The sequence below is a fragment of the Streptomyces sp. Ac-502 genome, assembly GCF_045222935.1.
Taxonomy (GTDB): domain Bacteria; phylum Actinomycetota; class Actinomycetes; order Streptomycetales; family Streptomycetaceae; genus Streptomyces; species Streptomyces monomycini.
The window spans coordinates 8,456,218-8,478,816 of the sequence record NZ_JBHFFO010000001.1; the positions used below are offsets into that span (position 1 = coordinate 8,456,218).

Genomic DNA, 22,599 nt, shown 5'->3' on the forward strand with positions numbered 1-22,599 from the left:
CCCTACAGCAACCCTGCCCCTTCCGTGCCGGTACCCACAAGAACGCAGTTACTCAAGGAGCCGTCGCAGTGAACGCCTCAGCACGCCCGAGCGGCCAGCACACTCAGGCATCATCGCGCAAAGCCGTAGCCATCGTCGGCATGGCCTGCCGCCTGCCCGGCGGAGTGGACAGCTCCGAGGACCTGTGGAACATGATTGTCCAGGGCCGTCACGGCATTTCGCCGGTTCCCCGCGATCGCGGTTGGGACCTGCTCGCCCGTCAGGACGACGACCGTGACCGCTCCGGGGCCTACTACGTGCACGGCGGCGGGTTCCTGCCGGACCCGGCCGGATTCGACGCGCAGTTCTTCAACGTCAGTCCCCGCGAGGCGCTGGCCATGCATCCGCAACAACGGCTGTTCATGGAGATCTCCTGGGAGGCACTGGAGCGCGCACAGCTGCTCCCGCAGTCGCTGCACGGAACCGACGCCGCGGTGTTCGCCGGAGCGTTCGACCTGGAATACGGCCCGCGCCTGCACCAAAGTGACACCACATCGGACGGCCACCTGCTCACCGGCCACACCGGAAGCGTGCTCTCCGGGCGGCTGGCCTATCATCTCGGGCTGCTCGGCCCGGCCGTCACCGTGGACACCTCCTGCTCGTCCGCCCTCACCGCGGTGCACTTGGCAGTGCGGGCCCTGCGCGACGGTGAGTGCTCCCTCGCGCTGGCAGGCGGGGTGAGCGTGATGGGTACGCCGGGGCTGCTCGTCGACTTCAGCCGGCAAGGAGTGCTGGCCGGCGACGGCCACAGCCGCTCCTTCAGCCGGCACGCGAACGGCTTCGGCCCCGGGGAGGGCGCGGTCGTCTTCGTACTGGAACCGTACGAACGAGCCCTGCGCGGCGGCCGTCCGGTCCTTGCCGTCATCCGCGGCACGGCGCTGAACCAGGACGGTGCCAGCGATAACCTCACCAGCCCCAGACAGAGTTCCCAGGAAGCGGTGATCCGCGCCGCGCTGGCCGACGCTGGGCTCACCCCGGCCGACATCGACCTGGTCGAGGCACACGGAACCGGCACCCGCAAAGGCGATCCCATCGAGGCACACGCCGTGCTGGCCACCTACGGCCAGGGCCGCCCCGCCGGGCGGCCCGCGTACCTGGGCTCGGTGAAGTCCAACATCGGACACACCATGGCCGCCGCGGGCGGCGCCGGGCTGATGAAGGCGGTCCTGGCCCTGCAACACGACGTCCTGCCCCGCAGCCGCCACTGCGAGCAGCCCAGCTCCGCCATCCGCTGGGACGCCGGACACGTCCGCCTGCTGGACGAGAACCGTCCTTGGCCCGACCCGGGACAGCCGCGGCGCGCCGCGATCTCCTCCTACGGCATCAGCGGCACCAACGCCCACCTCATTCTCGAACAGGCCCCTGCCGGCGACCGGGCCCACCGGCATGAACAACCTGAGCCGGCATCCGGCCCGGCGCGCGGCCCCCTGCCGTCGTGGGTGCTCTCCGCCCGAACGCCTCAGGCTCTACGGGCACAGGCCCAGTGCCTGCTTTCCCACCTGTCCGACCGGCCGGAGGCCCGTGCCGCGGACGTCGGCTGGTCTCTGGCCGCCACCCGCACGGCATTCACCCACCGTGCAGTGGTCACCGCGTCCACCGCCGGAGGCCGGCACGCCGCCCTCGCAGCCCTGGAACAGGGTGGCGGAAACGCCGAGTTGGTCACCGCGACGGCCACCCCGGGCGCGCGGAACGTGTTCGTGTTTCCCGGCCAGGGTTCGCAGTGGGCGGGCATGGGCCGGGAGCTGCTGGAGACCTCCGAAGCATTCACCGACCGCATCCACGCCTGTGCCGCGGCCTTGGACCCGCACACCGGCTGGTCGCTGCTCGACGTATTGCGCGGAACCCGGCAAGCCCCGGACCTGAGCCGGGTCGACGTGGTGCAGCCTGCCTTGTTCGCCATGATGGTGGCCCTGGCCCACTGCTGGTCGGTCAACGGGGTAGCGGCCGATGCGGTGATCGGTCACAGCCAGGGCGAGATCGCCGCGGCCTGCGTGGCCGGGATCCTCACTCTCCAGGACGCCGCCCGCGTGGTCGCCCTGCGCAGCAAGGCACTGACCCGCATCGCCGGACACGGGGGCATGGCCTCCCTCGCCCTGGGAGAGCACGACACCACCGGCCTGCTCGGACGCTGGGACGGGCGACTCTCCCTCGCCGCGGTCAACAGCCCCGCCGCCACTCTCGTCTCGGGAGACGCACCGGCACTGCGAGAGCTGCTGGACCACTGCCAGGATGACGGGATCTGGGCCCGCGCGGTCGCCGTGGACTACGCCTCCCACTCCTCCCACGTGGAAGCACTCCAAGAACATCTCACCGACGCCCTGGCCACCGTCCGGCCCCACGCCGGCACCCTGACGATGTACTCCACCGTCACCGCACAGGCTCTGCGACCTCTGGAAGCCAACGCCGCCTACTGGTACCGCAACCTGCGCCACCCCGTGCGCCTGGAGCAGACGCTGCGCGCAGCCCTGGCCGACGGCCCGGCCCACTTCATCGAGGTCAGCCCCCACCCGGTACTCACCACCGCGCTGAACGAAACCGCACAGTCCGCAGGCATCCCGGCAGGAGTACTGGGAACACTGCGCCGTGAGGACGGCGGCACCGACCGGCTGCGCCGCGCCCAGGCCGAAGCATGGGCCACCGGAGTCCACGTCGACTGGTCCCGGGTCTTCTCCGGCAGCGGGGCGCGCACCGTGGATCTGCCTACCTACCCCTTCCAGCGGCGGCGGTACTGGCCGGACGCGATCACGGCCACCGACGCCACCCCAACGGGCCTGGACGCCTGCCACCACCCGCTGCTGAGCACCATGACCGAACTGCCCACCGGCGAATGGCTCATGACCGGCACCCTGCCGGGCCGGGCCGAGTCCTGGTGGCGCGACCACGCCGTCCACGACACCGCACTGCTGCCCGGCACCGCCTTCGTGGAGCTGGCGCTGCAGGCAGCAACCGCCACGGGCACGGACCGGGTCGAAGAACTGCTCCTGGAGCAGCCGCTGCTCTTGTCTCACGATGCCCCGGGCTTCGTCCAGGTCCGCGTCGGCCCCGCCGAGGACGACGGCCACCGCGTGCTCACCATCCACACCCGGCCTGCGGACGCCCCACCCGGCACGCCCTGGGCCCGCAACGCCACGGGCGCTCTGGCCCCGGGCGCCCCCGCCCGTACCGAGGCCGAAAGCAGCGGCAGTACGCCTTGTGTCCCGTGGCCTCCTGCCGACGTGACCGCCGTCGACCTGGAGGGGGCCTACGACCGTTTGGCGGCGACCGGTTACCGGTACGGACCCGCCTTCCGTTGCCTGACCGCCCTCTGGCGCGACGACCAGCACCCCGGCACTCTGTACGCCGAGTCGACACTGCCCTCCTCCTTGAGTGCCGAGGCCCGGCGCTGCCATCTGCACCCCGCACTCAGCGACTCCGTACTGCACGGCCTGCTCATCGAAACGGGTGACCGGCTGCTGTTGCCCTTCGTCTGGCGCGATATCCGCCTTCATGCCACCGGCGCTACCGCGCTGCGCGCCCGCCTGGCCCGCTGCCCCGACACGGATGAGGTGGCACTGTACCTGACCGACCAGCACAACCACCCCGTCGTCACCGTCGAGGCTCTCTCCATGCGTCCCGTCACCGCCCACGGCCTGCGCACCCCGGCGGCCGCCCCGTCCGAACTGTGGCGCCTGTCCTGGCCCCAGCAGAACGGTGCCACCGGCACGCGCCGCCACCACGCCCGGGGCCGCGGCGCTGTCATTGCCGGGCCGGCCCCGAGTGAAGCGGAAGCGGCCCACGCCGAGCACTACCCGGACATCGACGCCCTGGTCACTGCCGAGTCACCCGCCGCAGACTGGCACCTGGTGGACTGCTCCGGCCTGACGGACCAGGTGTCAGCCGAAGGAGTGCACGAAGCCACCAGCCGCCTCTTGTCGGCATTGCAGACCTGGCTGTGCGAAGAACGCTTCGCCCGGACCACCTTGTTCGTACGCACCCGCCGAGCGGTGGCCACCGAGCCGGGTGAGCCGGTCGACTGGGCCCAGGCGGCCCTGTGGGGGCTGGTACGCAGCGCCCAGAGCGAACACCCGGGCCGGCTGGTCCTCCTCGACGCTGACGACCACCCCACCTCCCTCCATGCCATGATCGCCGCAGCTTCCTCAGGTGATGCGCAGGTGGCCCTGCGGCACGGTGCCGTACGCAAACCGCGGCTGGAGCGGGCCGGGCTGCAGCGGGGGCTGTGCCTACCGGCCACCGAGGACTGGCGACTCGACACCGGAGCCGACGGGGCACTGCACCGCTTCGCACTGCGCGAGAATCCGGAGGCTGCCGCCCCGCTCGGTCCTGGGCAGGTCCGGGTGCGCCTGCGGGCCGCCGGCCTGAACTTCCGTGACCTCCTGCTCGCCCTGGACATGGTCGAACCCAACGCCTTCGGGCAAGGCTTTGAAGGCGCAGGCATCATCGAGGCCACCGGCGCGGGCGTGAGCGACCTCAACGTGGGCGACGCAGTGACGGGCCTGTTCTCCGCGACCAGCACGTTCGCGCCCCGGGCCGTCACCGACCACCGCTACCTGACCCGTATGCCCCAGGGCTGGACGTTCGCCGATGCCGCCGCCATACCTGTCGCCTACCTGACCGCCGCCTACGCCCTGACCCACCTGGCATCGCTCGGCCCTGGGCAGAAGGTGCTCATCCACGCGGCGGCAGGCGGCGTCGGCACCGCGGCCGTCCACCTCGCCCGCCACCTCGGCGCGGAAGTCTTCGCCACCGCCAGCCCGCACAAATGGCCGGCCCTGCGCCAATGGGGCCTGGACGACGCGCACCTGGCATCTTCCCGCACCCTGCAGTACGCGACCGACTTCCGCACCACCGCAGGCGAGCGGACCTTCGACATTGTCCTCAACTCGCTCGCCGGCAACCACATCGACGCATCCCTCGGGCTGCTGCGCCCCGGCGGCCACTTCCTGGAAATGGGCAGGACCGACCTGCCCGCCTCCCAGGCCGCCGCCAGGCACTACCCGGACATCGTGTACCAGTCCTTCGACCTGTCACAGGCACCCGAACCCGACCTGCACGAGCTCCTGGAACAGATACGCGGGAAACTGGACAGAGGCGACCTCGCGCCGCTGCCGGTCACCGCCTTCGACGTACGCCATGCCGCCGAGGCATTCACCTACATGCGCCAGGCCCAGCACGTGGGCAAGATCGTACTGACGCTGCCACAGCCCCTCGACCCCGACGGCACCGTCCTGATCACCGGGGGCACCGGTACCCTCGGCGCCACCCTCGCACGCCACCTGATCACCCGGCACGGCGTGCGCCACCTGACACTGACCAGCCGCCAGGGCCCCCACGCCGCCGGCGCACAATCACTGCACGACGAACTGACCGCACTCGGCGCACAGATAGACATCCGCGCCTGCGACACCGCGGACGCTGCTGCTCTGGCCCGCCTCCTCGACAAAATCGACCCCGCCCATCCCTTGACCGGCATCGTCCACGCAGCCGGCGTACTGCGAGACGCCACCTTCACCACCCTCACCCCTGAAGCCTTGAAAGCCGTTCTGCGCCCCAAGGCGGACGCTGCCTGGAACCTGCACCAGCTCACCCAGGACCAGGACCTCGCCGCCTTCGTGCTCTACTCCTCCATGGCAGGCCAACTCGGCACACCGGGCCAGGCCAACTACGCGGCCGCCAACACGGCCCTGGACGCCCTGGCGCACCACCGCCGCCTTCGCGGTCTGCCCGCCCTGTCCGTCTCCTGGGGCTACTGGGAACAGACCAGCGGCATGACCGCCCACCTCACCACAGCCGACCGCGACCGCTTACGCCACGCCGGCCTCACCCCGCTCACCAGCACCCGGGCACTGGCCGCGCTCGACGCCGCCCTCGCCCTCCCCGATGCGCACGTCGCCGCCACCCCCGTCGACGCCTCCGCTCTGAGAGCCCAAAGCGCTGGCTCTTTGCCGCCTCTGCTCGCCCACCTCAAGACCGGGCCGCAGCGGGTCAACGGCACAGCACCCGAAGCCGGACCCTCGCCTTCCCCCACCGGGATGCCGCCCGGACCCGAACGTCAACAGGCAGTGCTCGCCCTCATCCTGCGGGCCGCCGCCGAAGCCCTCGGCCACGGGCAGAGCACACAGCTCGACCCTTCCCAGTCCTTCAAGAGCGCCGGCTTCGACTCCCTGGTCTCGGTGCAACTGCGCAACCGCCTCAACCAGGTCACCGGCCTGCGCCTGACAGCCACCGCGATCTTCGACCACCCCACCCCGCACGCCCTGGCGCTCCACATCGACACCCAGCTGACCGACGACTCCACACCACCGAAGGCGCCCGCCAGCGAGCCGCCCAAGCGCCCGCCCCCGGCCGGCACGATGCGCTGGCCCAGCGATTCGAACGCACCTGCCGCACCCAGGGCCCCGACCACGGCTTCGCCCTGCTGCGCGATGCAGCCCGCCAGCGCCTCGCAAGAGAAGGCACCGGCCAGGCGCACCCCGCTTCCTCCCTGCCGGAGCCGGTATCAACGAGCCCCGCGCGCCCCGCCGGACCACGCCTGATCTTCTTCCCCTCGCTGATCGCCCCCGCCGACCCGCACCAGTACCACGACCTGACCAGGCTCCTGGCCGAATACGCCACCACGGCCGTGCCCTGCCCGGTTACACCGATACCGAGCCGCTGGCTCATGACCACAGCGCTCTCATCACCGCACTGGCGGCGAAAGTGCGCCACCATCTCGATGACACCCCCTACGTGCTGCTGGCGCACTCCTCCGGCAGCTGGCTCGCCCACCTTGTCGCACACCACCTGGCCGGCTCCGCCCGCCCCCGGTACAGCTCGTCCTGCTGGACGCCGGCGTGCCGCAGCAGATCCCCCGAAGACGCTTGTCGAATTCACCCGAGCCCTCTGGGGCGACACCCGTAACGGAGCACACACAGAGCTGACAACCGCAGCCCTGACCGCCATGGGCCACTACCTCACACTCTTTCGCGACTGGACGCCCGCCCCGTCACCGGTGCCCACCCATCACATACAGGCAACCGAACTCACCCTGGGGCAACGCTCACAGTGGCCCGTACCGCACACCGCAACCACCGTGCCAGGCGACCACTTCTCCCTCCTCAGCACCGACGCACACACCACCGCCCAAGCCATCCGCGCCTCCCTCCGCCGGCACGCCACCGGGTGAACAGTTCACCCGCCGGGGCGCTTGTAGCAGAGCAACGCGGCCGAAGCACTCGTTGGCCAAGCTGGAAGCCCGCCGAAGATGCTGCTTGGCCGGGGGCTTTCCCGGGGAAGGCCCGCACCTGTGGTCACGAGGTGTCGGGGGTGACCACCGAGGTGCTGTCGCTGTGGGGCGATTCCTAGGGTGATCATCCGGCGTTGGTTCAGGGCTCCGCCCCCGGTTGGGCGGAGCCAGGCGTCGTTCCCGAAGGTGCCGAGGCAGCGCAGGAGCCGATTGCCGTGGACAATGAGCCAGGCGCCTGCGCATTCGACCGGTGGTCTCCCCTGCCGGCAGGCGGAGCTGCAGCCGCCGACACACCGAAGGTCCCACAGACCGAGCAAGTTGCCCCGGCAGCCGACTCCCCGGCCCTGTTCGGGCGTCAGGTCGCTGGCGAACCGGTAGGTCCCGTGCCGCTCACCGTCGCTGGCCTGCCCTGACGGCTTGGTCCAAGGCCACCGTTCCACGCCGATGAGCCCGCCGAGGATGGTCCGTGGCTGCCACTGTTCCGGGGCCCGGAGGTGCGCTCAGGGAGTGGTCTCGCAGTCGGCGACGGTGGCGCTTCCCGCCCCCGGCCGTTGGACGCGGCAGGTGTCGATGCCGTTTCCGCCGTCGGTGAAGGAGCCCGGAGCCAGAGTCATCCGGGTGCCGTTAGGGCCTTCGATGGTGTCGTCGCCGTCCCCGGCCATCACCGTAGTCGCATTACGGCTGATCCTGAGCAGATCGTTGCCGTCGTTGCCCTCCGCCCGCCCGCCGGGATCGACGCTATGGATGTTCAGCGTGTCATTGCCGGCGTCACCGCGAACTTCGGACTGTACGCCCACATCCTGAACGGACAGAACGTCATCACCGTTGCCGCCGGCCACTTCTGACCTGTTCTGAAATTCGCCCGAGATGTGCGAGTTGACGGTTATAGCGTCCTTGTCGTCGCCGCCGTCAATGTGCACCTGTCCGCTGAGGGAGCTCACGGTGATCGTGTCGTTGCCGGCTTCGCCGTTGACCCGCGCGTCCCCGAGGAGCCCCGTGATCTGGATGGTGTCGTTGCCCCCGAGACCGTTGACGGTGTCCCGGCCGGTGAGGGCGAGGCAACGGATCTTGTCGTCACCTGCGGTTCCGTTGATCTCCCCTCCGTTGACGGACATGGGGGCGCCGTTGTTGAAGCAAGTGGAGGCGGCCTGTGCGGTACCAGTGAAGCCGACGGCGGAGGTCGTAGTGGCGGCGAGGAGGGTCGCGGCGATAACCGCTCCGCGTGCATGCCTGCGGCGGGAGGGCTGAGTGGAGTTCACGTTTGGCTCCATTCTCTGCGTAGTGGACGGCATGGCGACCAGAGAACGCTCGCGACACGCCCGTACATAGGCTGGTTCGCTCTACGCGGGATATCTAAGCTCTCTCTTTATTCGCTTTTCAGTTCGCCCCGCCGGTACGGTCATGGTGTGATGTCTGAAATTGAGTTCAAGCACGATTCTCTCCCCGCGGCGCTTACACCGGATAACCTGGCTGGGATTCACGCCTAGCAGTTTGGTGTGCCCGTTTTGCGCAGGGCCGGTACAGCAGTTCGGCCTCACGGCCGGTCCATCTGGTCACCCGGTCACGGCGTCTGCATCCATACGGCGGTGCCCTCCTGCTCGAAGAACGCCTCGTCCCAGGTGCCACTCTCGGAGACGAGCCCGTCTCGGCTGACGAACAGGGCGTCGTCGACGCTGACCCGCTGAGCCTTTCCGCGAGCGCGCAGGGCGCCAAAAGCCGATGCCGGAGACGCCGCTGCAGGCGGCGTATTCCGGGTCCAGGCCGGGGTAAGTACGTCCTCTGCGCAATGTTCGACTTCCCCTCCTTCGAATTGCTCACCGTAGCCGCCCACGTAACCGCGTGGGCCAGCGGGGCTTGTCGGCCGGGTCCACGGCGGTGGCGAGAGAGGCCGAGTGCACGCGAGCAACGGCCAGCACCGGCCTACGTCTTCTCCTGGACTGTCCGCGTTCCAGGCTGTCCGGGAAGGGGCAGGGTGCACCAGACGGTTTTGCCCGCCCCGTGCAGATGGGTGCCCCAGGCGCCGGCGAGGGCTTCGACGAGGATCAGTCCGCGCCCGTGTTCCGCGCCGCTGTCGGTTGCTCGGACGCGGGGCCGGGCGGTGCTGCGGTCGGTGACTTCGATGCCCAGTTCGCGGACGCTGTGCCAGACGCGCAGGCCGATGGGGCCCTGGGCGTGGAGCACGGCGTTGCTCAGCAGCTCCGAGGCCAGCAGCAGGGCGGTATCGGCCAGGTCCTCCAGTTCGCAGGAGCGCAGGTGCGTGACCAGCAGACGGCGCCCGGCCGCCACGGAGGCGGGCTCGCCGGGCAGTTCCGCCGTAACGATGTCCAGGGGGCGGTGGGGAAGGTGACCAGCAGCAGCGTCACATCATCGGCAGCGGCAGGGGCGGCGATGGTGCCGGGAAGCATGGACTGCAGGATGTGGTCGGCGGCTTCTTCCAGGCCGCTGGTGGCGGCGGAGGCTTCCTGGAGTGCGGCCGTCAGCTCGTCGAGGCGGGCATCGATGTCGCTGTGCGGGGTTTCGACCAGGCCGTCGGTGTACAGCGCCAGGGTGGTTCCGGCCCGCAGGGGAAGGCGGACCTGCTGGTAGGACACCTTGCCCACTCCCAGCGGGACGCCCGTCGGCACCGCCAGCTGCTCAACCGCTCCGTCCGGTGCGGCCAGCAGCACCGGCAGGTGGCCGGCCGAGGACACCGTCACCTCGCCCTTGCCCGGGTCTGCCTCCAGGTACAGGCAGGTGACGAACTGCTCGGGCAGGCCGCGGGTGAAGGCATCCAGGCTCTGCATCAGCTCGGCCGGCTGCACTCCGTGCAGAGCCAGGGCCCGGGCCGCCGAGCGCAGCTGGCCCATGACCACGGCGGCCTCCAGACCGCGGCCCATCACGTCCCCGATGACGATCCCGGTGCGTCCGGCGCCCAGGTCGATCAGGTCGTACCAGTCCCCGCCCACCCCCCGGCCCTGGGTGGAGGGCAGGTAGCGGGCCGCGGCGTCGGTACCGGGAATGTGTTCGGCCTCGCCCATCAGCCGTAGCGCAAGCGACAGGTGCCGCAGCTCGGCGAGCTCCTTCTCCGCGCGTCTGCGGCAGGTGAGATCCCGCATGGTCGAGCACGCGCCGGTGATGGTGCCGGTGCGGTCGCGGATCGGCCACAGTGTCACATCGATGTCCACCGGGCGCCCGTCGCGGGTCAGCCGCCGGGTCTCGTAGTGCTCGATGCGCTCCCCGGACGCGATGCGCTTCAGCAGGCCGGCTTCTTCCTCCCGCAGTTCGGGCGGGATGATCAGGCCGATGTGCCGGCCGACGGCCTGGCCGACGGGGTAGCCGAACAGGCGCTCGGCGGCCGCGTTCCAGAAGGTGATCTGCCCGTCGAGGGTCTTGATGAGGGTGGCGTCCTGGGACGATTCGACGAGGACCGCCAGCTCGTCGGTGCGGGCTTCGGCACGTTTGCGGACGGTGATGTCGCGCATCACCGAGCAGGCGGTGTGCACGGTGCCGTCCGGGCTGCGTATCGGCCACAAGGACACATCGACATCCACCAGCCGTCCGCTGCGGGTCAGGCGCTGGGTCTCGTAGTGCTCCACCAGCTCACCGGCGCGCAGGCGTTTGAGGAGACCGGCTTCCTCCTCCCGCAGATGCGGCGGGATGATCAGGCCGATGTGCTGTCCGACGGCCTCGATGGCGCGGTAGCCGTACAGGCGCTCCGCGGCGGCATTCCAGAAGGTGATCTGTCCGTCGGCCGTTTTGACCAGGATCGGGTCCTGCGAGCCTTCCACCAGGTCCCTGAACAGCTCCGGGCGGCTTGCACCGCTGCGCAGGGGCGCCACTGACGTCATCACTGCCTCATCTCGCACCACGCACCCGCATGCGGACCGGCCCCGCGCAGCCGCGCACACCCGGCCCGCATACCCCGCACGGCCCAAGCCCGGCGAGTGCGCATATTTCACCACCGCTGCCACGTCCGCGCCACCTTAGCGCGCCCTTGCCCCCGCACGTACGAAACCGCCTGTTCAGTCCCGCAAAACGACCGCCCACTGACCGCTGGAGAGCAGTTGGCAAGGCCGAAGATGCAGGGCACGTCCGCACCGCGTCAGGCGAACACCTGCACAGCGGTACCAACTGCGCAGTGGTTTCGCAGTGTTCGGGCAGGCGGGAGCCTTCCGTGAACGGCACGGTCAAGCCGTGCAGACTGCGAAGATCAAACCCCGGCCGCGCACGGCCCCTTCGCCCGCCGGCATCCAGACCGAGGCTCCGCCGGACGGCAGGCCCCTGCCAAGTGCCCTGGCCCGCGCACGACACATGGCCGACGGCGCTGGCGCCACGCCCGACGGCCGAGCGGCGGTGGAGGCCGCACTGTGCCAGCACATCACCGTGCTGGCACAGCCCGTGCGGGTCCGCACGGACGCGCTGTGGCACGGCGGCGCGCCATGGGACCGGCTGACCGCCCGCCTGGACGACATCGATCACCTCATCCGCCGTCCGCTGCGCGAGCACCATCCGCCCACCCCGGCCCACCTCGCGGAACTGGCCAACGCCGTCCAGTGGCTGCTGGCCCAGCAGGCACCCGACTGCTGAACAGGGTGGCCCGGGCCTGCACTTGTGGTGGCGCACCGCGGCGGGAAGACGGGAAGGCCGTGTCGCCGGCTGCGGTGCCGCTTGCGTGCCTTCGGAGGCGCTAGGCTCTCCTGCAGCCTGCACCGGTCTGGAGTGTGCGGGACAGGCCCCGGTCCCCGTGACGGGACGAGTACGGCCGGGGCCACCCCGCTCCATACCTTCGCGCCCAGGACGGGCGGCCTGCAGCCAGCACTCCGGGTTCTACCGGGGGGCCAGCCGGTGGTAGCCGCGTACTCCCGCGGCGTGCCGGGCCGGTCCGGGCGCCACCGGAGCGCCGGCCTGGTCAAGTTGGCGTACGAGCTGGTGGAAGCAGAGCACGACGGTGACCGGCGGCAGCACAGCGACGGTGATACCGCACGGTGTGGTGGGCGCAGACAGCACACACAACGTGGTGGCGGTGGCCGCGCAGAAGACGACCACACACCAGGCGTGGGCCGTGCGCCGGCGGTGGACACGGCCCCGCAGGATCGACAGGGTCGCCGCAATCCACGGGGCGAAGATCAGCAGCGGCCACAGAGCCGCGATGCCGGGCGGCGCGGCACCAGCAGCCACATGATGCAGCGGCGGGTAGCACGCCGCCGCACCGAGCACACTGACGACTGCGACCACCGCCGCCGTCAGCAGCACCGCCAGCCGCGCCACGAGCTGGCGCCAGGGCCGGGGGCGTTCGCGGGACGGGGGTGCGGGAGCGTGTTTGCGGTGCCGCGCCGGCCCCGCCCCGGTTCCCGCCGGGACGACAGCAGGCTCGGCGGCCCGCAGCAGTTCGGCCAGTTCGGCATCCAGTCCATCGACAGCGACCCGTCGGCGGGCGGCGGCGCACAGATCGCTGAGGGGCTCCTGTGCGGTCTGGTCGCGGAACAGCGGTCCGCTGATCACTTCCGCCCATGCCTCCCCGTCTGAGCCGGACCAGCAACTGGGCCAGTGGCCGGCGGGGGAATCCGCTGCGGAGCCGGGGGCCAACGGCGCCGCGAAGAAGCCTGGCGCGATGGCGTTCGGGACTTCGTCCGCGTGCGGCTCGCTGACCGGATCGACGTCAGGTTCCAGCAGGTGTCGTAGGGGAGGTTCGTACACAACGACCTTTCAGGGACAGGGAGCAGGGCGATGGGCTGACACGTGCGAGAGGAGTCAGCCTGGCGTCAGGGTGCGGCGGAAGTGGTGCCACGGTGTGGCTCTGACAACCGCAGCCGTGGGCTCTGGCGAATGCTGTCGAGGTCGGACAACAGGCGCACCAGCAGATCCGCGCAGTACACGAGCGCGACACGCTCGGTGCCGCACTGCAGGACGTAGACCGAGGTCGGCGACCACGCCGCCGCGCGAGGCGGGGCGGGCTTGAGGACCCAGCGGCCGAGGCGGCGCACCGGCAGCACATGGGCCTGCGGAGGAATGGTCACGCAGACCGCAACGCCGCCGCGGCCCAGCAAGAAACGCCTATTACCCCTTTTTACGCCTCTAGGTGTGCATAGTCTTATTGCTCATCATTACTGCCAAAGTGCAGACACGATCGCCCCACGAGCGGACCATCAGGCCAGGCAGGCCACCCGCCGCTGCGCCAGAACGAAGGGGGCGGGCAGACGGCGAGCGAGACGGCGGCCGGATAGCCACCGCGCACTGTTCGAGCAGTTCGCCCGGTCAGCGTTGGGCGTAGCCCCGGCTCACCGCCCGGCGTTATTCCCGCCGGGGCGTGTCCCGGCTGCTGAGGATGTCCTGCGCCAGGGCAGGCAGGGGGCGTGCGGTGGTGAAGGCGGTGGCGCGCAGGCGTGCGAAGGCGTCGGTGACCGAGGTATCCAGCAGGTCGGCCAGCAGTCCGCTGGCCCGGTAGGTGGTCTCCCAGTGCGCGTCCAGGGTTTCGGCGGGCTCCCACGGCAGGGGCTCGCCGTCGGTGAGGCGGGGCAGGCAGAAGTCAGCGATGGCGCCCGCGGTCACCTCCAGGGCTGCGGCGGTGTGGGCCAGGACCGTCGCGTCCAGGCGGTGCGGCCGGTAGCGCAGGCACTGTGCGGTGCCGAGGATGTGGGTGCCGAGGGTGAGGGGGAAGGCGTAGACGGCGGCGACGTGTGCGGCTTCCTCGTGCAGGCGCGGCGCGAAGAAGGGGTAGGGCATCGGCCGGGCGCGCAGGTCCGGGTAGAGGACCGGCCGGCCGGTGGCTGCCGCCTCGGTGCCGGGGCCTTCGCCGGTCTCGAACTGGACCTCTTCCAGGCGCAGCGCCGCCGGGCCGCAGGCGCCCAGCAGCTGGCGGCACTCCCGGCTGGTGAACAGGCACAGGGCCACCTCGTCCACCGGCAGACCTTGGCGCAGCGCCGTGCACAGCCGCCGGGGCAGCTGGGCGTGGTCGTGCGGGCGGGCGGCGGCGTGCAGCAGGCGCACCGCATCAGAGCCGGGCTTCATGTGCTGGTTGTCCTTGTCTCGGCGAACACCGGGATAAGTCATGTGCCGCGCGCGCACGACAGGGCGTGCTCCGGGCCGAACCGGTGCTCGCCGGGCGCCTCCGGGAGGCCGCCGGTGCCGGCCTCGGCCTCTTGCGGCGCCCGTGCCCGGCAGGCCGGGGCACCGTCGGGACGCAGGGTGTCGGGCGAGTTGGCTGGGATCGGACCGGACCTTGCTGACAGGCCGTGGCAAGCTGCCCTTGAAGCTCCCTGCGGAGGCGCCGAAGGTGGCCGCCGAGGGCCGACGGTGATCGGGCGCGAGGCCGGACCCCCCGCCCGCTCTCGCACCCGCCCCTTGCCTTCCCAGGAACGCCTCGGCGGCGCTTCCGGTGCGGCGGTGCACGCGCGAAGCTGCGGGCTAGGCTGCGCCGAGGGTGGCGCGGACCGTCTTGCCGCCGCCGGGGTCGTCGAGGACGGCCAGGTCCGTCGACAGCGCGTCGACGAAAAACAGGCCGCGGCCGCCCTCCTCGTACGCGGTGGCCGGACGGGCCCGGGGGTGCGCCGGGTCGTCGTCGTGGACTTCGATGCTCAGAAACCCGCCCCCGCCGCACAGGCGCAGACGGCAGTCGCTGCGAGCATGGCGGGTGGCGTTGGAGACCAGCTCGGTGACCACCAGCTGGGCAGCGTCCGTATCGACCAGGTAACAAGCTGACCCGGGTCGGTCCAGGTATAAGCCGGTCAGGCGCCGGGCCCAGGACGCGGAGCGCGCAGCGGGCGGCAGGAGGTACTCGGCCCGCAGGAGCCGCTGAAGAGGGGAAAGCATCTGCATGGCTGGCTCCCGGTGTCGTGATCCTGCCGTACGGGTGCCCCACCCCACCACGAACACCCGCCCACCCCGCACCCACCGACGGTGCCGGAGGCGAAAGGTTCCCCGTACGCCGGGGCGTACGAGCCGGCGTACGGAAGCCGGGCCGGGCGCTGGTGGGCGAACCGATCGCGCGGCCCGGCTCAGTGGCGCAGGACCATCGCTGGAAGCGTCCGGGCCTGCGCCCCAGGTTTGGCTTTGCCGGGCGTCTTGGCAGGACTCGAACCTTCGGCCAAGTGTTTAGAAGGCACTCGATCCATCATCGAGTGCATGGCGCCTGACCTGGGCAAACGTGCTCTTCCCGAGCTGTCCCCCGGGGCGTGGGGGACACATGGGGAAACGGCAGGCTTTCGATGTCTGGGGGACACGAGAGGTCTGAGTGCCCGCTGTCAGGCTCTCACATCATCTTCACCGATTCGCGGCCCTCCGCAGAAACAATCGTGGCCGTCGCAGGCGTTGCAGGTCGCGGAGTCGAAGAGGGGAAGGTGTCGGGACTGAAGCTGTTCCACACGATGAACGACGGCGTGGCCGAGGTCGCGCCGCGTCTGGCTGAGGTCGAGGCGGACGTGCAGCACCTCATCGAGGCGCACATGGAGACGATGCTGGGCGTGCGGTTCCTGGCGAGCGAGTACAGCACCGGGCCGGTGCACAGCGGACGGATCGACTCGCTGGGCCTGGACGAGGACGACGCGCCGGTGGTCGTCGAGTACAAGCGCGGCACGGATGCGGGAGTGATCAACCAGGGCCTGTTCTACCTGGCGTGGCTGATGGACCACCGCGCCGAGTTCGACCACCTGGTCCGTGAGCGCCTGGGGGCGGCAGCCGCCTCCCGGGTGCGATGGAGCGCGCCGCGGCTGATCTGCGTGGCGGGCGACTTCACCCGCTACGACGTGCACGCGGTGCGCGAGCACCGGCGCAGCATCGACTTGGTCCGCTACCGCTTCTACGGCGAGCAGCTCGTCGGCCTGGAGACGGTGGCCTCCGTCACCGGGCAGACGGCGGCTTCCGGGACGGCCCGTCGCGCCCGCGCGGCCGAGAAGACGCGCGGGCACCTGACGCAGGGGGCGATGACGGAGCTGGCCGTCGCGGTCGACGAGACGATGCTGGGCCTGGGGCAGGACATCACCACGACCGAGAACCGCCTCTACCGGGCGTACCGGCGGCTGCGGAACTTCGCCTGCGTGTGCCCGCCACAGAAGAGCAAGCTGCTCGTCTACCTCAAGGCCGACCCGAAGGAGGCCGGCCTGGTGCCCGGCTTCACCCGGGACGTGACGGGGCTGGGCCACCACGGCACCGGCGACCTGGAGGTCCGACTGCGCTCGGAGCGGGACCTGGAGCGGGCCCGGGACCTGTTCCGTCTCAGCTACACAGCGGCGTAGCGCGAGACGCTGCAGGGCGTCGTCCCGGCCGGGGATGAAGTTGTGGGCAGGTCTGGTGTCGATTGCCTTTCGACGGCGGCGCAGAAGTGGCGGTGGACTTCCAGTGAAGCGGTGATTTCCCGGGTTAGCTGACCGGGGGGCCGCTGATACAAAGCGCCGGGTAGGCGCGCGGTGCATCGCGCGCCTACCCGGCTGCCGCCTGTACGAAGGGAGTGTCACGGTATGCGTTCTGAACCCTCACCGTCTGGGTGGGACCGTCCCCTGACGCAGGGGGCCCGGGTGGCTGTCTTCGCCTGCATCATGGCCGTGCTGGCGCTGACCGGCGGCCTCCTGCTGGCCGCCCTCTCTGCTCAGTGGCTCGCCTGGGTCCGGTGGGGCCTGGAGACGGCCGGCATCTTTACAGTCTTCGCGCTCGCCTGCGCCCTGGTCTTCCGCTGGGTGACCAGGCGCGGGTAGGCCGTTTCTGAAGGCGCTGCTGGGCGAGGTGGGCCCTGCCGTGGCAGGCTCCATACTGCTCCGCTGGAGCCAGGCGCGTTGTCGCCGATGGGAGACGGTGCCCGGCGTGGGGCAGCCCCGCCGCTCCCGCCCTGTTCCTACCAGCCAACGTGCGCTTGCCACCGGTGTCCGGCCGGTGAGGGCGGAATAGCGGCGGACCGGCCAGGAAGGCCGGCCGTTGCGGTGCGCGGTGTTGTGCTGATGCAGGAGTTCGAACGTGGCCGTCACCACGGTTTCCCAAGGGCCGTGACCAGCGGCCCGGTGCGGCACACAAGCACGCTGCGACGAAAACCCCGCACCGAGTTGCCCGGTCCGCCGCCTCGGTCGTTGGGCGGACGCGTCCGGGCCGGGATCACCGGCCGGGTGCGGTGCGCCACTGCGGGGGCACCCTGTTCGTCGGGGCGGGCTTCGCGTCCGGCTGCGGTGGGGCTTGTTTGGCTTGGGCCACGGCGGCCCCCAGGTGGCCGCGGATGTTGTCCGACAGCACGTGTCCGTGGACGCTGTTGACCAGGTCTTCGGCCAGGCGGTGCAGTTTGGTGTTGCTGTTCTGGGAAGTGGCGACCAGTGCGGCCCAGGCGGCTTCGGGGGTGAGGCTGAAGGTGGCCATCAGGATGCCGCGGGCCAGGTCGATGGCCGGGCGGGTCTGCATGGCACGGCGCAGATGCGTGACCTCCGCGGTCAAGTCCTCGGCGGCCCGGACGTGCGAGACTTCCGGGCTGTCGGTGACGGGGCCGGTGGCCTGCCGCAGTTCGCAGGCCGGGGCGGTGAACAGTTTGCGGGCGTCGCTCACCTCCAGCAGCCGCTCGACGGTGGGGCTGCTGGAGGCGATGGTGACGGTCTTGTTGCGCACCAGGGCGCGCAGGCGCAGGCGCAGCAGCATGTTGAGACCGGCGAAGTCGCAAAACGGCACCGCATCGAGATGGAGGTCGAGATGGCGGGCTGTGCGCCGCAGGGCGTCGTGCAGTTCGCGCTCGATCAATGGGCAAGAGGAAAGGTCGAGTTCTCCGTGGAGCACCACGTCCGTGCGCTCGCCTGCGCACAAGACGTGCACCTCATGGGCCGGGGAGTGGTCCGGGCCGGACACGACGGTCACGTCGGGCCCGTCGCCCTCTGCACCGACCTCGTAGGGCAGTTGCGGAGCTTGTGACATGGCCGCTCACTTCCGTCTTCGGCTCGCCGCCACCACTGCCAGGTTTGCCCACCGCGGACATACCCGTCAACAAATGCACGAAACTTGTTGCATACGTCGGGGCGTGTGGGCGGCCGATCGGTAGGCTGGGCAGATGGATGAAGTGCCCGCGCCGCACACCGGATGGACCTTCGTGACCAGCCATGCCCGGGTGCTGGCCGCCATCGCCGACGATCACCACGTCCGCATCCGCGACATCGCGGCACACTGCCGGCTGACCGAACGCGCCGTCCAGAAGATCATCGCGGACCTGGAGCAGGACGGCTACCTCGCCCACACCCGCACGGGGCGCACCAACACCTACCAGATCGTCCCCGGCAAGGGGCTGCGCCACCCGGCCGAAGCCGGGATGGGCCTGACCGTGGCCTCCCTGCTGGCCCTGCTCGTTCAGGATGAGGCGGAGCGCACCGCGCAGCCCGGCAACCCCTCCCACCACAGCACAGCCTGACGGACCGCCCGGACGGACACCGCACGTCGCGCCAACCGCGACCAGCACGGGGAACACGACCGGCAGCCCACGCCGCCGGGCGTCTCGCCGGTGTCTCGCGGGGCCGCTGCCGGACGGCCCCGGACGCCCGGGTGCGCCGCAGCCGAAGGGAAGGCCGCGGCGCACCGCCCTGCGCGGGATGCCGCGCACCCGTACCGCTGGGCACGACGGCCAACTCCCGGCCTGTCACCCCGGTCGCGGGGACCGGCACAATGGCCCCGCCCCCGACCCGTGGGCCACCCGGCCGCAGTTCGGCAGGAGGGGAACACCATGCTCCCGACCATGGTCACGCACGGCTGCCCGACCGAACACCACCGCGTTCATGTGGACAACGGTGTCGTGGTCGGCGAGGAGTGCGTGCGGTGCGGTTACCGGATCACCTACGAGGTGGCCGGCCGCGACCGCCGATTTCCGCCTCCGCGGGCCCCTGCGGCCGACCGGGGACATGATGTCTTCGCTTGCCTGAAGGAAGAAGCCCTCCGCAGGGCGCGGCAGGACGGTGCGGGTGCGGGGCGGCGTCTGCGCCCGCCGCCCCGCGTGGGCTGGTAGGCCCGGCACCGTGCGCCTTCCCGAGCGTCATGATCTTCGCCGACCGGTGCACTGCACGGGTTCCCGCAGCCGGGCAGGCCAGGCTGAGCCATTCGGTGCTTGCCCGGCCGCGACTCCGACCGCCCGCGCCACAGACCGTGTCCCGTCGCCGGGCGGGATCAGAGGGCGCGGGGGCCGTGGCGCCATGGGTGCGGAGGCACGACCGTGTCCGCCAGAACTTGATCGACAGTGCTCGCCGGGTGGCAGAGGCTGCGCAGGCCGGTGATGTCCAACAGGCGCAAGATCTGCGGGGCGTCGCAGACCAGGTACAGCCGGCCCCGCTGCTCCAGGGTGCGCTGCTGGGCGAACATCAGCAGGCGCACGCCGGCACAGTCGAAGAAGGTGACCGGCCGCAAGTCCAGCAGCAAGCTGACGGCCGGCCTGGCGGTCACCGGCTCCAGGTCCCGGCGGGCTTCATCGGTGGTAGCTATGTCGATGTCGCCGTGGAGTTCTACGACGGTCAGGCCACGCGCCCGGTAGGTGCGGGTGACGCGTCGGGGGACGGTGTTCAGCGCAACAACCTGTTCTGCGGGTGCGCGGAAAACCAGTCACGAGCAACCGTGCCGAGGCCGCGGGTGCACCGGAGCGTGAGGAGTCTTGTGGCGGCGGCAGCATCCGCATGACCGTCTTCACTCTAGTACTGCAACGGTGCTTGCCGTGACTGGTGGCCAGTTGGGTCGTTGGTCTGGTTATGGGTGGGGGCCTTGCTGATGTCAGGTTGTGGGCGGGTGAGCTTGAAGCGGTGCATGGGCGGTTCGTGCACCGCTTCAGCCGGGAGGAGCCGCGCCAGTCGGCGCTGGCCTATATGCGCGGGCTGATCTCGCCGCTGGAGCGGAAGAACGGCTGGACGCTGGCGGAGGAGGCTGGTTATGGCGGCCCCGATCGCATCCACCGGCTGCTGAACCGCATCGAGTGGGATGCTGACGAGGTCCTGGGCGACGTACGTGACTACGTCGTGGAACACCTCGGCGACCGGGACGCCGTGCTCATCGTCGATGACACCGGTTTCCTGAAGAAGGGCGTCCGCTCGGCCGGGGTCCAGCGGCAGTACTCCGGCACCGCGGGACGCACCGAGAACTCCCAGATCGGGGTCTTCCTCGCCTACGCGACGGGCCGCGGACGCACGTTGATCGACCGGCGGTTGTATCTGCCCGCGTCGTGGACGGATGACCGTGAGCGATGCCGGCGGGCGGGCATCGGCGACAGTGTCGCCTTCGAGACGAAGGTGGCCATGGCCAAGGAGATGATCCGCCGGGCCATCGCCGACCGGCTCCCGTTTCGGTGGGTGACGGCCGATGCCGCTTACGGCTTCAGCAAGGGCTGGCGCTTCGAGCTCGAGCAGGCCGATGTCTTTCACGTCATGGCCACCACCCGGCACGACACCGTCGTCACCCGCTGGGCCATCGACCACCCCGTCCACGACCTGTTCCCCGGCCTGCCGCGGCAGAAGTGGAAACGCCGCTCCTGCGGCGAGGGGGCCCACGGACGGCGGATCTTCGACTGGGCCCGCGTTGAGGTGCGGCCCTGGCACCGCGAGGACCGTCAGCACTGGGTGATCGCCCGTCGCAGCGTCAGCCGGCCCGAGGAAATCTCCTACTACATCGCCTACTGCCCCGCCGGCACCACTCTCGACGAGCTGATCCGCGTCGCCGGGAGCCGATGGGCGGTGGAGGAATGTTTTCAGAGCGCGAAGCAGGAGTGCGGGCTGGACGACTACCAGGTCCGCCGCTACCCGGGCTGGCACCGCCACATGACGTTGGCCATGGCCGCCCACGCCTGCCTGACTGTCCTGCGGGCCCGTGAGCTGGATGCGGAGAAAGCAGAAACGGATCCTCCCAGCTCATCCACCTCAGTCTTGCCGAAATCCGGCGTCTGATCTACCGACTCACCCACCGCCGGCCGGCACCGGCCGAGCACATCCTGTACTGGTCACACTGGCGTCGACGGCGCCAGCACCAAGCCCGCAACAGTCACTACAAGCAACGCGGGCACAGCCCCTGATCCTGGCCACCAGTCACGGCAAGCACCGTTGCAGTACTAGGCACCGCGCGGGCGTATGGGGATGTTTTTGTCAATTGCCACCCGAAGGGGTGGCCGCGCGGTGTGGTGTTGGCCCGCCGGGTCGGCAGGCGGTCCCGGGAGGCTATCGTCGGCGGGTGCCCTTGCCCTGCGGTCTCGGGTGCCTGGGCCCGCGCATCTGGGGGCGACGCGCAGAGACCGATCAGCATCGTAATGTCCGCATGTAACCGCTCCTCGCGAGGAGACGGTTGTCGAGATCGACAGCCGCGCTGTCGTCTCGTCGTCGCACCATGCTGGACACCTGTCCGGGCCCGAGCGTGGTTCGCCTCACGGACAAGAGGGATCAGAACACCCCGTCCCGAGGCCGGTCGCGTCCCGCGAGCCCGGCGGACGTGCCTTTATGCCGCTGAATGGTCCCACTGGTTGCTGAAGGACAGCTGGGAACGGGCGGCGGGGGTGGCGATACCGGGCAGCAGGTAGCGCCACAGGGACACCAGGCGTTGGTACAGGTCGGAGCGGCCGGTGGAGATCTGGGAAAGGAGCTGCGTGCCGGAATAGGAGCTGACCAGCGTCCAGGCCAGTTCCTGTACGTCGACGTCCGCCAGCAGTTCGCCCTTCTCCTGGGCGGCGAGCAGTTGCTCGGCGAACTGGGCGACCCAGTATTGGTAAGGGGTATCGTCCTGGGCGCCAAATTCCCCCTGCTCGACGGCCAGTCGCACGCCGGCGCGCAGCAGCGAGTTGGTCTGCAGCTCGCCCGCGAGGTAGAGGTTGATGTCGATGAGGCGCTGCAGGCCATCGTCTCCGGGGGTGCTTCCAGCCCGTTGCCCTGCTCCACCATGACTGCGTGAGCCAGAGCCTGCTTACCGGAAAAGTGGAAATACAGTGCGCCGGGGGTGATTCTGGCCCGGCTCATGATTTTACTGACGCTTGCGCCGCTGTAGCCGTATTCATCGAACACTTCGGAAGCTGCCCGAATGATCCTCTCGCGCGTCGCGACTGCTCGCTCGTGCACTGACTGCACCGTCTCTTTCGTCATCCCTAGGCATGGTACGGAAGGTGTGCAGGGGGAAGGCCGCGGGGTTCAGGCGCAGCTCACGCTCTATGGATGTTGCTCCCCAAATGTGGTCAGAGTGCTGCCTGAGTGCGGCTCCTGGACTGGCTGAAGGCTCGCGGACCGCATCTTCGGGGGCAGGGCATGCGGCCCTCCCGGCAGTGCTTACCCAAGGTGAGCGGTACATCGTAAGGCTTGCTGCTCAGAGAGGAGCTGGTCCGGCGTGGGGGCCGGCGTGCAACAAAAGCGGTGAACTTGCCGAGGGGCCCGGCATGGGGGCCTGCATTCCCTGTCGGATAG

Annotated in this window: 19 protein-coding genes and 1 pseudogene; 9 read left to right on the top strand and 11 right to left on the bottom strand. The window is 70.3% G+C overall.

What is annotated here, in order from left to right; all coding sequences use genetic code 11:
• Positions 1-68: 68 nt before the first annotated feature.
• The 3 genes from ACEXOX_RS38385 (at position 69) to ACEXOX_RS38395 (ending at position 7,201) form a co-directional block, all read left to right on the top strand.
• Positions 69-6,572 carry an SDR family NAD(P)-dependent oxidoreductase gene (locus tag ACEXOX_RS38385; protein ID WP_406525379.1) on the top strand — a complete coding sequence of 2,168 codons (6,504 nt, stop codon included), beginning with the start codon at positions 69-71 and terminating at the stop codon, positions 6,570-6,572.
• Positions 6,573-6,642: 70 nt separating this feature from the next.
• Positions 6,643-6,936: a thioesterase domain-containing protein gene (locus ACEXOX_RS38390; RefSeq protein ID WP_406526601.1), complete on the top strand. Its 294-nt coding sequence runs from the start codon at positions 6,643-6,645 to the stop codon at positions 6,934-6,936.
• Between the two features lie 40 nt (positions 6,937-6,976).
• Positions 6,977-7,201 (top strand): hypothetical protein, encoded by a 225-nt coding sequence (locus tag ACEXOX_RS38395; RefSeq protein ID WP_406525380.1) that lies wholly within the window; start codon positions 6,977-6,979, stop codon positions 7,199-7,201.
• A gap of 560 nt (positions 7,202-7,761) precedes the next feature.
• On the opposite strand, the gene ACEXOX_RS38400 is transcribed toward ACEXOX_RS38395, so the two are convergent.
• The 3 genes from ACEXOX_RS38400 to ACEXOX_RS38410 form a co-directional block, all read right to left on the bottom strand.
• On the bottom strand, positions 7,762-8,520 hold the full coding sequence (locus tag ACEXOX_RS38400) for a hypothetical protein (protein ID WP_406525381.1): 759 nt from the start codon (positions 8,518-8,520) through the stop codon (positions 7,762-7,764).
• Between the two features lie 661 nt (positions 8,521-9,181).
• Entirely contained in the window at positions 9,182-9,547 is a 366-nt protein-coding gene (locus ACEXOX_RS38405; protein ID WP_406525382.1) for an ATP-binding protein, read from the bottom strand.
• Positions 9,451-11,088, bottom strand: a complete 1,638-nt coding sequence (locus ACEXOX_RS38410) for a PAS domain S-box protein (RefSeq protein ID WP_406525383.1) — start codon at positions 11,086-11,088, stop codon at positions 9,451-9,453. Before ACEXOX_RS38410 ends, ACEXOX_RS38405 begins: the two co-directional genes overlap by 97 nt.
• Before the next feature lie 463 nt (positions 11,089-11,551).
• Here ACEXOX_RS38410 and ACEXOX_RS38415 point away from each other — a divergent pair, with 463 nt between their 5' ends.
• Positions 11,552-11,827 (top strand): DUF6415 family natural product biosynthesis protein, encoded by a 276-nt coding sequence (locus ACEXOX_RS38415; protein WP_406525384.1) that lies wholly within the window; start codon positions 11,552-11,554, stop codon positions 11,825-11,827.
• 240 nt (positions 11,828-12,067) lie between these two features.
• On the opposite strand, the gene ACEXOX_RS38420 is transcribed toward ACEXOX_RS38415, so the two are convergent.
• From ACEXOX_RS38420 to ACEXOX_RS38435, 4 genes are all read right to left on the bottom strand, one after another.
• Positions 12,068-12,742, bottom strand: coding sequence for a DUF2637 domain-containing protein (locus ACEXOX_RS38420; RefSeq protein WP_406525385.1), 675 nt, complete (start codon positions 12,740-12,742; stop codon positions 12,068-12,070).
• A gap of 260 nt (positions 12,743-13,002) precedes the next feature.
• Complete coding sequence (locus ACEXOX_RS38425) at positions 13,003-13,257, bottom strand: hypothetical protein (protein WP_406525386.1); 255 nt, start codon at positions 13,255-13,257, stop codon at positions 13,003-13,005.
• 274 nt (positions 13,258-13,531) lie between these two features.
• Entirely contained in the window at positions 13,532-14,248 is a 717-nt protein-coding gene (locus ACEXOX_RS38430) for a GAF and ANTAR domain-containing protein (RefSeq protein ID WP_406525387.1), read from the bottom strand.
• Positions 14,249-14,644: 396 nt separating this feature from the next.
• Positions 14,645-15,055 carry an ATP-binding protein gene (locus ACEXOX_RS38435; protein ID WP_406525388.1) on the bottom strand — a complete coding sequence of 137 codons (411 nt, stop codon included), beginning with the start codon at positions 15,053-15,055 and terminating at the stop codon, positions 14,645-14,647.
• 521 nt (positions 15,056-15,576) lie between these two features.
• On the opposite strand from ACEXOX_RS38435, the gene ACEXOX_RS38440 reads away from it, so the two are divergent.
• Positions 15,577-16,470, top strand: a complete 894-nt coding sequence (locus tag ACEXOX_RS38440) for a DUF5655 domain-containing protein (RefSeq protein WP_406525389.1) — start codon at positions 15,577-15,579, stop codon at positions 16,468-16,470.
• Positions 16,471-16,749: 279 nt separating this feature from the next.
• Positions 16,750-16,926: a hypothetical protein gene (locus ACEXOX_RS38445; RefSeq protein ID WP_406525390.1), complete on the top strand. Its 177-nt coding sequence runs from the start codon at positions 16,750-16,752 to the stop codon at positions 16,924-16,926.
• A gap of 391 nt (positions 16,927-17,317) precedes the next feature.
• Here the strand turns inward: ACEXOX_RS38445 and ACEXOX_RS38450 are convergent, their stop codons facing one another.
• Entirely contained in the window at positions 17,318-18,115 is a 798-nt protein-coding gene (locus ACEXOX_RS38450; protein WP_406525391.1) for an ANTAR domain-containing protein, read from the bottom strand.
• Positions 18,116-18,248: 133 nt separating this feature from the next.
• On the opposite strand from ACEXOX_RS38450, the gene ACEXOX_RS38455 reads away from it, so the two are divergent.
• Together ACEXOX_RS38455 and ACEXOX_RS38460 are read left to right on the top strand one after the other, a co-directional pair.
• Entirely contained in the window at positions 18,249-18,602 is a 354-nt protein-coding gene (locus ACEXOX_RS38455; protein WP_406525392.1) for a MarR family transcriptional regulator, read from the top strand.
• 309 nt (positions 18,603-18,911) lie between these two features.
• The gene (locus ACEXOX_RS38460; protein WP_406525393.1) at positions 18,912-19,190 is read left to right on the top strand and encodes a hypothetical protein; all 279 of its coding nucleotides are present in this window, start codon (positions 18,912-18,914) and stop codon (positions 19,188-19,190) included.
• A 158-nt stretch (positions 19,191-19,348) separates the two neighbouring features.
• Here the strand turns inward: ACEXOX_RS38460 and ACEXOX_RS38465 are convergent, their stop codons facing one another.
• Complete coding sequence (locus ACEXOX_RS38465; protein WP_406526602.1) at positions 19,349-19,777, bottom strand: anti-sigma factor antagonist; 429 nt, start codon at positions 19,775-19,777, stop codon at positions 19,349-19,351.
• 143 nt (positions 19,778-19,920) lie between these two features.
• Here ACEXOX_RS38465 and ACEXOX_RS38470 point away from each other — a divergent pair, with 143 nt between their 5' ends.
• Positions 19,921-21,105 (top strand): IS701 family transposase, encoded by a 1,185-nt coding sequence (locus ACEXOX_RS38470; protein WP_406518361.1) that lies wholly within the window; start codon positions 19,921-19,923, stop codon positions 21,103-21,105.
• A 541-nt stretch (positions 21,106-21,646) separates the two neighbouring features.
• Here ACEXOX_RS38470 and ACEXOX_RS38475 read toward each other — a convergent pair.
• Together ACEXOX_RS38475 and ACEXOX_RS38480 are read right to left on the bottom strand one after the other, a co-directional pair.
• Entirely contained in the window at positions 21,647-22,039 is a 393-nt protein-coding gene (locus ACEXOX_RS38475) for a hypothetical protein (RefSeq protein WP_406526603.1), read from the bottom strand.
• A gap of 107 nt (positions 22,040-22,146) precedes the next feature.
• Positions 22,147-22,284: pseudogene (locus ACEXOX_RS38480) on the bottom strand (hypothetical protein); the annotation flags it as partial.
• Positions 22,285-22,599: the final 315 nt, after the last annotated feature.